This window comes from Streptomyces sp. NPDC001514, assembly GCF_053597075.1.
Genome location: NZ_JBSFHO010000009.1, coordinates 22,072 through 35,099, shown reverse-complemented (window position 1 = coordinate 35,099; position 13,028 = coordinate 22,072). Strand labels below are relative to the sequence as shown.

11 protein-coding genes are annotated in these 13,028 nt (G+C 70.4%); 8 read left to right on the top strand and 3 right to left on the bottom strand.

Annotation, left to right across the window (positions count from 1 at the left end; genetic code table 11):
• Positions 1-191: 191 nt before the first annotated feature.
• The 8 genes from ACWCXB_RS12260 (at position 192) to ACWCXB_RS12225 (ending at position 10,557) form a co-directional block, all read left to right on the top strand.
• Complete coding sequence (locus tag ACWCXB_RS12260; protein WP_450721807.1) at positions 192-3,743, top strand: nitrate- and nitrite sensing domain-containing protein; 3,552 nt, start codon at positions 192-194, stop codon at positions 3,741-3,743.
• Between the two features lie 9 nt (positions 3,744-3,752).
• The gene (locus ACWCXB_RS12255) at positions 3,753-4,166 is read left to right on the top strand and encodes a roadblock/LC7 domain-containing protein (protein ID WP_362882513.1); all 414 of its coding nucleotides are present in this window, start codon (positions 3,753-3,755) and stop codon (positions 4,164-4,166) included.
• Between the two features lie 159 nt (positions 4,167-4,325).
• Positions 4,326-4,733 carry a DUF742 domain-containing protein gene (locus ACWCXB_RS12250; RefSeq protein ID WP_450721805.1) on the top strand — a complete coding sequence of 136 codons (408 nt, stop codon included), beginning with the start codon at positions 4,326-4,328 and terminating at the stop codon, positions 4,731-4,733.
• Positions 4,714-5,295, top strand: a complete 582-nt coding sequence (locus tag ACWCXB_RS12245) for a GTP-binding protein (RefSeq protein ID WP_450721803.1) — start codon at positions 4,714-4,716, stop codon at positions 5,293-5,295. Before ACWCXB_RS12250 ends, ACWCXB_RS12245 begins: the two co-directional genes overlap by 20 nt.
• Positions 5,296-5,632: 337 nt before the next feature.
• A complete protein-coding gene (locus ACWCXB_RS12240) occupies positions 5,633-8,905 on the top strand; it encodes a nitrate- and nitrite sensing domain-containing protein (protein ID WP_450721801.1) in 3,273 nt (1,090 codons plus the stop codon).
• 10 nt (positions 8,906-8,915) lie between these two features.
• Complete coding sequence (locus tag ACWCXB_RS12235; protein WP_006127847.1) at positions 8,916-9,329, top strand: roadblock/LC7 domain-containing protein; 414 nt, start codon at positions 8,916-8,918, stop codon at positions 9,327-9,329.
• A gap of 99 nt (positions 9,330-9,428) precedes the next feature.
• On the top strand, positions 9,429-9,995 hold the full coding sequence (locus tag ACWCXB_RS12230) for a DUF742 domain-containing protein (protein ID WP_450721799.1): 567 nt from the start codon (positions 9,429-9,431) through the stop codon (positions 9,993-9,995).
• The gene (locus ACWCXB_RS12225) at positions 9,976-10,557 is read left to right on the top strand and encodes a GTP-binding protein (protein ID WP_385412128.1); all 582 of its coding nucleotides are present in this window, start codon (positions 9,976-9,978) and stop codon (positions 10,555-10,557) included. Before ACWCXB_RS12230 ends, ACWCXB_RS12225 begins: the two co-directional genes overlap by 20 nt.
• 192 nt (positions 10,558-10,749) lie before the next feature.
• Here the strand turns inward: ACWCXB_RS12225 and ACWCXB_RS12220 are convergent, their stop codons facing one another.
• From ACWCXB_RS12220 to ACWCXB_RS12210, 3 genes are all read right to left on the bottom strand, one after another.
• Positions 10,750-10,950 carry an acyl-CoA carboxylase subunit epsilon gene (locus ACWCXB_RS12220; RefSeq protein WP_385412125.1) on the bottom strand — a complete coding sequence of 67 codons (201 nt, stop codon included), beginning with the start codon at positions 10,948-10,950 and terminating at the stop codon, positions 10,750-10,752.
• Between the two features lie 21 nt (positions 10,951-10,971).
• Positions 10,972-12,555, bottom strand: coding sequence for an acyl-CoA carboxylase subunit beta (locus tag ACWCXB_RS12215; protein ID WP_450721797.1), 1,584 nt, complete (start codon positions 12,553-12,555; stop codon positions 10,972-10,974).
• A 165-nt stretch (positions 12,556-12,720) separates the two neighbouring features.
• Entirely contained in the window at positions 12,721-12,882 is a 162-nt protein-coding gene (locus tag ACWCXB_RS12210) for a hypothetical protein (RefSeq protein WP_450721795.1), read from the bottom strand.
• Positions 12,883-13,028 lie beyond the last annotated feature (146 nt).

The window sequence follows — 13,028 nt, the reverse complement described above, 5'->3', positions numbered from 1 at the left end:
GAATTCCACGCACCGCCGCGGGTTTCAGACCGGCGCGCAGGGGCGCAACGCAGCGCCGAGTGGCGGCGGGAAGGGGGAGCAAGCGCCGGTCACTCCAGACCCACCCGATGGGGCACGTTCATCGCCCCATTACGCCGACACCGTCCCGCCGTCTACGCGGAGGGACGCCTGGTCCAGAGGTTGCGACGCTAGTGCAGGGACGTTTCAAGAGGGATGGCAGCGCTGCGGCTGAGCAGGAGCCGCACGGCGGGACCGACCGCGGCTCCTCGCCCCAGCACGCCCAGAACCAGGACCGGCCCGCGGCCGGTGACGGCGGTGACCGTGGTGCGCGCTCCGGCGCGGCGCCGGGTGGCGAAGCCGCCGTCCCACTGAAGCCCAAGGGCTCCCCCGACACGGGCTCACGCATAGCCCTGCGCAACTGGCGCATCAGCACGCGCCTGGTCTCCCTGCTCACGCTCCCCGTGGTCGCCGCGACCACGCTGGGCGGACTCCGTATCAACGAGTCGATGAGCGACATGGAGCAGCTGGAGCACATGCAGCTGCTCACCAAGATGACCAGGGAGGCGACCGCCCTCGCCGAGGCGCTCCAGAACGAGCGCGACCACGCGGCCGGTCCGCTCACGCACGGCGGCCAGCCCACGGACTTCAAGGTCGCCCAGCCCCGGAAGGTGACCGACCAGCGCAAGGCGTCGTTCCTCGACGCGACCGCCGACATCGGTGACACCACCGGCGACGACGCCCTGGAGAGCATCCGCTCCAACGTCGCCCAGATCGCCACGCAGGTCCACCAGATCTCCAGCATCCGGCAGAGTGCCTACAAGAAGGGCATCTCCAACTCGCAGACGATCAGCCAGTACTCCCGGCTGATCGACTCGCTGCTGAGCCTGTCCCAGGACATGGCCCAGGCGACCAGCAACCCGGACATGATCAAGCGGACCCGCGCACTGGCCGCGTTCTCGTCCGCCAAGGAGTACGCCTCCATCCAGCGCGCGGTCATCGCCGCCGCGCTCCCGGAGTCCAGCAGCTCCGTCGGCAGTCTCAGCGACAACGACCGCCTCACCGGTCAGGACGCCAAGAACAACGAGGACGCGGCGCTGAAGTCGTTCTCCCAGATCTACTCCTCTCTCGGCGGCAACGCCGAGGAGCTGACCGACACGCTGGAGAACGGCAACTCCGAGATCCAGAAGGCCAACACCTACGCGGACCGCGTGCTGCGCAGCGCCGACGGCATCTCCAAGGAAGCCGAGCGCCGCAGCTACCTGGACTGGACCGACCAGGCCGACACCAAGATCCAGGCGATGAACACCATCGAGGAGACCCTCCTCGGTCAGATGGAGAGCCGGGCCCGCGAGCTCAAGCAGGAGTCCCAGCGGGACGCCATCATCAACGGTGCGCTGATCCTGATAGTCCTCGGCGTCTCGCTCGTCGGCGCCTTCGTCGTGGCCCGGTCCATGATCCGCTCGCTGCGCCGGCTCCAGGACACCGCCACCAGGGTCGCCCAGGACCGGCTGCCCGAGCTGGTCAAGCAGCTCTCCGAGGCCGACCCGCAGGACGTCGACACCACCGTCGAGTCCGTCGGTGTGCACTCCCGGGACGAGATCGGCCAGGTGGCCACGGCCTTCGACGACGTGCACCGCGAGGCGGTCCGCCTCGCCGCCGAGCAGGCCCTGCTGCGGGGCAACGTCAACGCGATGTTCACCAACCTCTCGCGCCGCTCGCAGGGTCTCATCCAGCGTCAGCTGTCGCTCATCTCCGAGCTGGAGTCCCGCGAGGCCGACCCGGACCAGCTGTCCTCCCTCTTCAAGCTGGACCACCTCGCGACCCGCATGCGCCGTAACGGCGAGAACCTCCTCGTCCTCGCGGGCGAGGAGCCGGGCCGCCGCTGGACCCGGCCCGTCCCGCTCGTCGACGTGCTCCGTGCCGCCGCGTCCGAGGTGGAGCAGTACGAGCGCATCGAACTGGCCGCCGTCCCGGCGACCGAGGTCGCGGGCCGCGTCGTCAACGACCTCGTGCACCTCCTCGCCGAGCTGCTGGAGAACGCGACGTCGTTCTCCTCGCCGCAGACCAAGGTCCGGGTGACCGGTCACGCGCTGCCGGACGGCCGCGTCCTCGTCGAGATCCACGACACCGGCATCGGCCTCTCCCCCGAGGACCTGGCCGCGATCAACGAGCGGCTCGCGTCGCCGCCCACCGTGGACGTCTCGGTGTCGCGTCGCATGGGTCTGTTCGTGGTCGGCCGTCTGTCCCTGCGGCACGGCATCCGGATCCAGCTCCGTCCGTCCGACTCCGGTGGTACGACCGCGCTCGTCATGCTGCCCGTCGACGTCGCCCACGGCGGCAAGAAGGCCCCGGCCAAGCCCGGTGCCGGCGCGCAGAGCGGTGCCCCGCAGGGGCCCGGCGGCGGCCGCGGTCTGCCCGGTGGCCCGGGCTCTGCCGGTGGGCAGGGTGGTCCCGGTGGCGGTCGTCCCGGTCTCGGTGGCGGACCGTCGGGCGGTCCCGGCGGTGCGTCCGCGGGCCGGCTCGGTGCGGGTGCGCCGCGCGGCCAGGTCGGTGCCGGATCGGCCTCGCGTGCCGCGCTGCCGCCGCGTGACGGTTCCTCCTTCCAGGGCGGCTCCCAGCAGGGCGGCGCCCCGCAGCAGGACCCCTCGCGTCAGGGCGGCGCTCCCGTCGGCGCGTTCGGCGCCGACAGCGGCCGGGGCCGGCCGGGCGCCCAGGACCGTGACGACTCCCGCCAGAGCGGCAACCGCGCCCGCAACAGCGGCCGGCACGGTGCCCCCGCCGGTGACGACCGCGGTCGCCAGCTGCCTCCGACCGGCGCCCCGCGCGCCGAGCTGCCCGGCGGCGGCCCGCAGGGCCAGCGCCCGCAGCGCCCGGAGACCACCAGCTGGGGCAGCGAGCAGCCGGCCGCACCGCAGCGCCCCTCGCCGGACGCCCCGCGCGGCCACGAAGAGCCCGAGGCCACAGGTCAGTACGCCCGCCAGGGCTACTCCGCGCCGCGCCAGGGCGGCCAGGACCCGGCAGCCACCGAGCAGTTCCAGCGCCCGGACTTCAACGCACCGCGTCCCGCTGCCGGTCAGGGCCAGCAGGGCTACGGTCAGGGCGCCCCGGCTCCGCGCGGCCGTGACGCTGCGGGTTTCGGCGCGCCGCGTCCCCCGGCCGGGAGCCTGCCCGCGCAGCCTCAGCCCGAGGCCCTGCCTCCGGCGACCGGCCCCGGTGACGGCCGTACGCCGCTGTACGACACGCTGGAGACCAACTGGTTCCACGGCACGCAGGGCGGCGGCCGGCCCGGCTACGACGGTCAGGCCAACGGCGCGTCCCAGCCGCCCCAGGCCGCACCGCGGCAGCCCGCCGACCGTCCGGCACCGCCGGTGCCGCCGCGGCGTCCCGCCGCAGGGCCGGCTGCCGGACAGGCGGGCCACACGGGCCAGCACAACGCGAGTGCCGCCGCCTGGCGGACCTCGCCCAACGATGAGCTGGTGCGCCAGGCCGAGCGGGTCCGCAAGCCCGCGGCCGGCGGGATCACCACCTCGGGTCTGCCCAAGCGGGTGCCGCGCGCCAATCTGGTGCCGGGTACCGCTCAGGAGCAGACCCACCAGTCCGGTCCCCAGGTCTCCCGTGCCCCGGACGATGTGCGGGGTCGGCTGACCAACCTCCGCCGGGGTATCCAGCAGGGCCGACAGGCGGGCAGCACCGGTAACACCGGCAGCTTCAACCTCGGCCCCACACACCAGCAGGAGCGTTAGTTGAGACCGATGAGCCAGGCGGCCCAGAACCTGAATTGGTTGATCACCAACTTCGTGGACAACACCCCCGGGGTGTCCCACACCGTGGTGGTCTCCGCCGACGGCCTCCTGCTGGCGATGTCCGAGGGATTTCCGCGCGACCGAGCCGACCAGCTGGCCGCGGTCGCGTCCGGACTGACCTCGCTGACCGCGGGCGCCTCCCGCATCTTCGAGGGCGGCCCGGTCAACCAGACCGTTGTGGAGATGGAGCGCGGCTTCCTCTTCATCATGTCCGTATCCGACGGCTCCTCGCTGGCCGTGCTCGCCCACCCCGACGCCGACATCGGTCTCGTGGGGTACGAGATGGCCCTCCTGGTCGACCGCGCCGGCACGGTCCTCACGCCGGACCTGCGCGCCGAACTGCAGGGGAGCCTGTTGCACTAGAAGCTTCGGAAGACCGCTGCAAGGGGGGTGCGCGCTCCCAGGTGCACCCCCTGGTACCCCTCACAACCGCCCGACCCACCGTCAGGCCGCCCCAACCGGCCCCCCACCGGCCCAGTCAGACGGCACAGCCGACCACTTGCTGTCACGCCCGGAGGATTCATGACCCCGCCCCCCGCCTCTCACGATCCGTACGGTGTCCCCATGGACACCGACTACGGACTTGAAGGCGACCAGCCGCTGGTGCGTCCGTACGCAATGACCGGCGGCCGGACCCGGCCCCGCTACCAACTTGCCATCGAGGCGCTGGTCAGCACCACGGCAGACCCGGCTCACCTCGCGACGCTCCTGCCCGAGCACCAGCGGATCTGCCACCTCTGCCGGGAGGTCAAGTCGGTGGCCGAGGTCTCGGCGCTGCTGTCGATGCCGCTCGGTGTGGCGCGGATCCTCGTGGCGGACCTGGCCGAGGCGGGCATGGTGGCGATCCACCAGCCGGGCAACGGAGAGGCCGGCGGCACGCCGGACGTGACACTGCTCGAAAGGGTGCTCAGTGGACTTCGCAAGATCTAGCGGCGGAACGGCCCGGTCGACCACCTCCGCGAAGATCGTGGTGGCGGGCGGCTTCGGCGTGGGCAAGACCACGTTCGTCGGTGCCGTCTCGGAGATCAACCCGCTGCGTACGGAGGCCGTCATGACGTCCGCGTCCGCGGGCATCGACGACCTGACCCACACCGGAGGCAAGACCACCACGACGGTGGCCATGGACTTCGGCCGTATCACCCTCGACCAGGACCTCATCCTGTACCTGTTCGGCACCCCCGGACAGGACCGGTTCTGGTTCATGTGGGACGACCTCGTACGCGGCGCCATCGGCGCGGTGGTCCTCGTCGACACCCGCCGCCTCGCCGACTGCTTCCCCGCGGTCGACTACTTCGAGAACAGCGGCCTGCCGTTCGTCGTGGCCCTCAACGGCTTCGAGGGACATCAGCCCTACACGCCCGACGAGGTGCGTGAGGCGCTGCAGATCGGCCCCGGCACCCCGATCATCACCACCGACGCCCGCCACCGCGCCGATGCCAAGAGTGCGCTGATCACGCTGGTCGAGCACGCACTCATGGCACGACTCAAGTAGTCGCGTGTATACGGCAGTTGTCGTAGAGAAATCGTGGGCGGGCTGTGTCTTTTGACATGGCCCGCCTCCGTGTTCATAACGTTTCGACAGAGAATTCTCCGGGCTCGGACACCCGACGCATCCGACTGGTACCGCTGTGCTCACATAGGACCCGCTATTTGCCGGGCCTCGCTCTTTATGCCCGTTTTATCTGCGACCTGGAGCACTCGGAATGGCTTGTTCACGCTGTTTGGAACAGGACCGGTCGGCGTGCTGAAATCAACGAACTCGTGAGTAGTACGGCCCTGAACAATAATCGGCACAACGTAGGTGCCGACGCCGAGAGGTTGTTGGTCGAGTGAGGCGAAGCATGACAAGCTCCGCAGAGCAGCAGGCGCGGGGCAACTTCACCCCGCCCCCGCGTGCAGCGGCGTCGCCTGCGGATGTGCAGCCCGTGGCGCCCCCCACCGGTGGCAGTTCCAGCAGGCTGTCCCCGCGCAACTGGCGGGTGCCCACCCGGCTGAACGCGATCCTCCTCATCCCCGCGCTGGTCGGCCTGGTCATGGGCGGCTTCCAGGTGAAGGGGTCGATCGACACCTGGAACGAGGCGCAGGACGCCGAGAAGACCGCGCTGATCGTGCGCGCCGCCTCGGAGTACGGCCAGGCCCTGCTCAACGAGCGTGACCTCACCGCCCAGTCCCTGCTCGAGGGCAAGCGCGACGCCGCGGTGGTCAAGCAGACCCGGGCCGCCACCGACGCCGCCAAGGAGAAGTTCGACGAGGCCGTCGCGGACATGCCGGAGAAGCAGGGCCTGGAGCGCCGTCTCACGCTCTTCCGCAAGGCGGAGCCCAAGCTTCAGCTGATCCGGCAGACCGCGTACAGCGCGGCCGTGGAGACCGCGGAGAAGTCCGACACGAAGGGTGGCCCGGTCGCCACCGAAGAGGGCTATGTGCTGGTCCAGCACTACCTCATGGAGTTCTCCAACGAGCTCGGCCTCGGCACCGGGAACATCACGAGCTTCGGCCGCATGGTCTACGCGATCCAGCTGGCCAAGGCCGCCGAGTCGCTGCAGCGTTCCATCGGTACGCACCTGCTGGTCCGCCCCAGCGAGAAGCAGGCGGTCAGGAACGGGCAGACGGTCGCCTTCTCCTCGTACGCCTACCTGGAGGGCATCGCCCTCGGTGAGTACGTCTCCGGCGGTACGGCGGAGGACACCGAGAAGCTGCGGTCGGTCATGGGCGCGAAGTCGCAGGAGGGCGCCAAGAAGCTCGCCGCCGCCGCTGCGCAGGCCTCGGCCGCCGGCGTGAAGTTCACGCCCCCGCCGACGAAGAACGATTCCGTGTACGACGGCATGGTCGCCGCCATCAGCTCCGGTGACGACCCCGACGAGCTCGCCGAAAAGGGTGTGACGCCGACGGTCTGGATGGCCGCCGCCACCGCCAAGTTCGACGGCTACACCGAGATCGAGAACGACCTCGTCGACAAGTCCGTGGCCGAGGCGTCGCGGATCGCCGACGAGGCCAAGACCGACGCCATCGTCAACGGTCTGATCGTCATCATCTCGCTGCTCACCGCGTTCATCCTGGCCGGTCTGGTGGCCCGCCAGATGAGCCGCTCGATGCGCACGCTGCGCACCGCCGCCTTCGGCATCGCCGAGCAGCGTCTGCCGATGCTGGTCGACCAGCTGTCCCGCACCGAGCCGGGCCGGGTCGACACCCGGGTGCAGCCGATCCCGATCGACACCCAGGACGAGATCGGCGAAGTCGCCCGCGCCTTCGACCAGGTCCACCGTGAGGCCGTCCGGCTCGCCGCCGAGCAGGCCATGCTGCGGGGCAACGTCAACGCGATCTTCACCAACCTGTCGCGCCGCAACCAGTCGCTGATCGAGGGCCAGCTGACCCTGATCACCGACCTGGAGAACAACGAGGCCGACCCGGACCAGCTGGAGAACCTCTTCAGGCTGGACCACCTGGCGACCCGTATGCGCCGTAACGGCGAGAACCTCCTCGTTCTCGCCGGCGAGGAGCCCGGCCGCCGCTGGAACCAGCCGGTGCCGCTGGTGGACGTGCTGCGCGCCGCCTCCTCCGAGGTGGAGTCGTACGAGCGCATCGAGCTCACGGGCGTCCCGGAGAGCGAGATCCACGGCCAGGCCGTGACCGACCTCGTTCACCTCCTCGCCGAGCTGCTGGAGAACGCCACCACGTTCTCCTCGCCGCAGACGAAGGTCCGCGTCACCGCAACCCGGCTGCCCGACGGTCGAGTCATGGTCGAGATCCACGACAAGGGCATCGGCCTGACCGCCGAGGACTTCGCCGACATCAACCACAAGCTGGCCAACCCGCCGACGGTGGACGCCGCGGTCTCGCAGCGCATGGGCCTCTTCGTGGTCGGCCGCCTCGCCGACCGGCACGGCATCCGCGTCCAGCTGCGCCCCTCGGGCGAGCAGGCCGGTACGACCTCGCTGGTCATGCTCCCCGACGCAATCACGCACGGAGGCGGTGGCGAACCGCTCCCCGAGGACGACTTCACCGTGTCGCAGATGATCCCGCAGCAGCAGCAGGCCTTCGAGGCCACCACCATGCGCACCGCGGCAGAGCTGGGCTTCGACGACTCCCGCTACGAGGACCAGTCGTCCGACGGCCGCCAGCTGGACCCGGTCAACCGCTCCCTGATGCGCGAGGGGCGCCGTGCGGCGCTCGAGGCGCAGGCGCACGGCGGCGACCGCCCGCTGTTCGGCGACGAGGCGCAGGAGTCGTACGGCGAGCAGGATCAGTACGGCAATGGGCAGTACGGCGAAAGCCAGTACGGCGACGCGCAGTACGACCAGGGCTTCGCGGCGCAGGAGGCGCAGCCCGCGTACGAGCAGAACGGCTACGGCTACGACGGCGGCGACGGCTACGACCGCACTGGTGAGTACCCGGTTTCCGGCGGTTACCCCGAGCACTCCGAGCAGGCGTATGCGGAGGCCTCGTACGACGCGCCCCAGGAGCACCAGGCGCAGTACGACGGCCAGTTCGGCCACGGCTCCGACCAGGGGGAGTGGGCCGATCAGGGCGGCTACCGCGGTGGCTACGAGCAGTCGTACCGGTCGGATACGGAATCTGCGCCCGACGCTCCCGCGAGCGCTCCCGAGCGCGTAGGCTTCGACCGTCCGGGTCCTGCCCCGAGCAACAGCCACCAGCTGACCGACTCCGGTCTGCCCCGCCGTGGCGGCAGCCAGCAGACGCAAGGCCAGTGGCCGTCGAACGGCGCCGACAACGGACAGGCAGGACAGGCGGCTTCGGCCGGTCAGGCCCCGCAGGCCCCTCGGAACGGGCGGGCCGAGGCGGACGGCTCCGACGACTGGCGCTCGACGAACGACGAGCGCTGGCAGCGGGCCGAGAAGCTCCGCGAGCCCAAGGCCGGCGGAGTCACCCCGTCCGGTCTCCCCCGGCGGGTCCCCAAGGCCAATCTGGTCGAGGGCACGGCGGAGCAGACCCCGCAGGGCGGCCCCCAGGTCTCCCGCGCCCCTGAAGACGTCCGTGGCAGGTTGAGCAACCTGCGGCGTGGCGTCCAGAAGGGACGCACCGCGGGAACGGACACGAACGGAATGGGCTTCGGCCCGGGTAGTACCTACAACCAGGAGCGTTAGTGTGAGCCCGATGAGCCAGGCGGCGCAGAATCTGAACTGGTTGATCACCAACTTCGTGGACAACACCCCCGGGGTGTCCCACACCGTGGTGGTCTCCGCCGACGGACTCCTGCTGGCGATGTCCGAGGGGTTCCCGCGCGACCGAGCCGACCAGCTGGCGGCCGTCGCGTCCGGACTGACCTCGCTGACGGCGGGGGCGTCGCGCATCTTCGAAGGCGGCGCCGTCAACCAGACCGTTGTGGAGATGGAGCGCGGCTTCCTCTTCATCATGTCCATCTCGGACGGCTCCTCGCTGGCCGTGCTCGCCCACCCCGACGCCGACATCGGTCTCGTGGGGTACGAGATGGCCCTCCTGGTCGACCGTGCCGGCAGTGTCCTCACCCCGGACCTGCGTGCCGAACTCCAGGGAAGTCTTCTCAACTAGCAAACATGCAGTGCGTTTCACGCCACCGCACCATAGGGTGCGGTGGCGCGGCTCCACAGGGACATGGACCGGCGTACGGCACTCGGAGGAGGAAGAAACGTGGCAACACCCCCAGGCGGCCCATATGACGGTGCTCAGCAGTCTCCGGGTGAGCAGGGTCAGAACCGCTTCAACTTTCCCTCCGCGCCGAGCAGAGGCGGTGGCCAGCAGCCGTACCAGCGGCCGCAGCAGCCGTACGACCCGTCGTACAACCAGCCGCAGGCGCCCCGGATCCAGCCCGTGGCGCCCCGGCGGGCCCCTGAGCCGGCACCCGCTTCGGGCAACCACAACCCGTTGGTGCGTCCGTACGCGATGACCGGCGGCCGGACCCGGCCCCGCTACCAGCTCGCCATCGAGGCGCTGGTCAGCACCACGGCCGATCCCGCGCGGCTGCAAGGGCAGTTGCCCGAGCACCAGCGGATCTGCCGACTGTGCTTCGAGATCAAGTCGGTCGCCGAGATCTCGGCACTTCTCTCCATCCCCCTCGGCGTTGCCCGGATCCTCGTAGCCGACCTGGCGGAGGCCGGACTTGTCGCCATTCACCAGCCCGGCGGCGACGAGTCCGCCGGCGGCCAGCCAGCCGTGACACTGCTCGAAAGGGTGCTCAGTGGACTTCGCAAGCTCTAGCGGCGGTGCAGCCCGCTCAACCACCAGCGCGAAGATCGTGGTGGCGGGCGGCTTCGGCGTGGGCAAGACCACGTTCGTCGGCGCCGTCTCGGAGATCAACCCGCTGCGTACCGAGGCTGTCATGACGTCCGCGTCCGCGGGCATCGACGACCTGACCCACACCGGAGACAAGACCACCACCACGGTGGCCATGGACTTCGGCCGTATCACCCTCGACCAGGACCTCATCCTGTACCTGTTCGGCACCCCCGGACAGGACCGGTTCTGGTTCATGTGGGACGACCTCGTACGCGGCGCCATCGGCGCGGTGGTCCTCGTCGACACCCGCCGCCTCGCCGACTGCTTCCCCGCGGTCGACTACTTCGAGAACAGCGGCCTGCCGTTCGTCGTGGCCCTCAACGGCTTCGAGGGACACCAGCCCTACACGCCCGACGAGGTGCGTGAGGCGCTGCAGATCGGCCCCGACACCCCGATCATCACCACCGACGCCCGCCACCGCGCGGACGCCAAGAGCGCGCTCATCACGCTGGTCGAGCACGCACTCATGGCTCGCCTTCGGTAGGCCGTCGCCGTACCGGTCCCATGCGCGGGATGGCCCCGCACTCCGTGACGGAGTGCGGGGCCTTTCCCCTTGCCCGAGTCCGTCCGGCGCTTGAGGGCGGACACACCGGCGCACTGGACATGGGCGGCACGCACGCCAAAGACCCCGCGGTCCCGGAAAGGGACCGCGGGGTCTTGGCGGTTCGGTAGGGCGTCAGCCCTGCCAGGAGTGCGGCGCGCGGAAGCCGGACTGGCGCTCCAGCCGACGCCAGCCGGCCGTGCTGCGGCCGCGGCCGGCCGGAGCGGACGGCTGCGCGGCGGCGCGGGCCAGCAGCACCGCGGTGATCGCGGCCAGCTCCTCGGGGTCGGCGTGGCCCTTCTCGACACGGAGCAAGGACTCGGCGGAGATGGTCATCTGCAGTGTTCTCCTCGTGGGTTACTGCGGGGGGTTGCCGTGCTTGCGGGACGGCAGATCGGCGTGCTTGGTACGGAGCATCGCGAGGGAGCGGATGAGCACCTCGCGGGTCTCGGCCGGGTCGATGACGTCGTCGACCAGTCCGCGCTCCGCGGCGTAGTAGGGGTGCATGAGCTCGGCCTTGTACTCCTTGACCATGCGGGCGCGCATGGCGTCGGGGTCCTCGGCGTCGGCGATCTGCCGGCGGAAGATGACGTTGGCGGCGCCCTCGGCGCCCATGACCGCGATCTCGTTCGTCGGCCAGGCGTAGGTGAGGTCGGCGCCGATGGACTGGGAGTCCATGACGATGTACGCGCCGCCGTAGGCCTTGCGCAGGATCAGCGAGATCCGGGGCACGGTCGCGTTGCAGTACGCGTACAGCAGCTTCGCTCCGTGGCGGATGATGCCGCCGTGCTCCTGGTCGACGCCGGGCAGGAAGCCCGGCACGTCCAGCAGCGTGACAATCGGGATGTTGAAAGCATCGCACATCTGCACGAAACGGGCGGCCTTCTCGGACGCCTCGATGTCGAGCACACCGGCCAGCGTCTGCGGCTGGTTGGCGATGATGCCGACGACCTGGCCGTCGAGCCGGGCGAGGGCGCAGATGATGTTGCGCGCCCAGCGCTCGTGGATCTCCAGGTAGTCGCGGTCGTCGACGAGCTCCTCGATGACCTGGTGCATGTCGTACGGGCGGTTGCCGTCGGCGGGCACCAGGTCGAGGAGCACGTCGGAGCGGCGGTCGGCCGGGTCCTCGGTCTCGACGTGCGGCGGGTTCTCGCGGTTGTTCTGCGGCAGCATCGAGAGCAGGTACCGCACCTCGGCGATGCAGGTCTCCTCGTCGTCGTACGCGAAGTGCGCCACGCCGCTCGTCTCGGCGTGCACGTCCGCGCCACCGAGCCCGTTCTGGGTGATCTCCTCACCGGTGACCGCCTTGACGACGTCCGGTCCGGTGATGAACATCTGCGAGGTCTCGCGGACCATGAAGACGAAGTCGGTCAGCGCCGGGCTGTAGGCCGCGCCGCCCGCGCAGGGGCCGAGCATCACACTGATCTGCGGGATGACGCCGGAGGCCTTGGTGTTGCGCTGGAAGATGCCGCCGTAGCCGGCGAGGGCGGATACGCCCTCCTGGATCCGGGCGCCGGCGCCGTCGTTCAGGGAGACCAGCGGCGCACCCGCCGCGATGGCCATGTCCATGATCTTGTGGATCTTGGTGGCGTGAGCCTCGCCCAGCGCGCCGCCGAAGATCCGGAAGTCGTGCGCGTAGACGAAGACCGTCCGCCCCTCGACCGTTCCCCAGCCCGTGATCACACCGTCGGTGTACGGCTTCTTCGCCTCCAGGCCGAAGCCGGACGCCCGGTGCCGGCGCAGTTGCTCGACCTCGCGGAACGAACCCTCGTCCAGCAACAGCTCGATCCGCTCACGCGCGGTCAGCTTGCCCTTGGCATGCTGCGCCTCGGTCGCACGGTCACTGGGTCCACGGCGGGCCTCTTCGCGAAGGGCGTGCAGCTCGGCCACGCGTCCTCGTGCATCGGTCGGCTCGCCGGTGGTCTCGTCCAAAACGGTCATGTACCGACCCTACGGACCCGAACAAGAAAATCCTGCCGTTGACTCCGTACAGTCTCGCGACCGTTCTCCTGTCACCCCCGGACAGAACCATTGCGCGGCACAGGCGAAGTACCAGTTCGGCACTGCCCCGGATTGTCGGGGTCCGACAAGGACGTCATCCGCTGGTCAGCCGGCGGCCACCTCGCAGCGGTGGGTGGCGCCTGCCCTGCCCGGGGTGATGCGCAGCCGCGGCGCTCGGCCGGTGGCGAGGACCTCGACGGATGGATCGGCGGGGGCGGTCATGCCGAGGCTGCCCACCGTACCGGGCTGCCGGAGGCTCGCTGCCATGAGTCCGAGGGAACGGACGGCGACTGCCTGACGGGTCCGGCGGTGTTGTCGAGGATCTCCAGCCGGCGAGGGTCGGCCGCGCGGGCGGCGACGGTTCTCGTGGAGGCGCCCGGCGTCAGGACACAGGCGTACGAGGCGTTCACCGG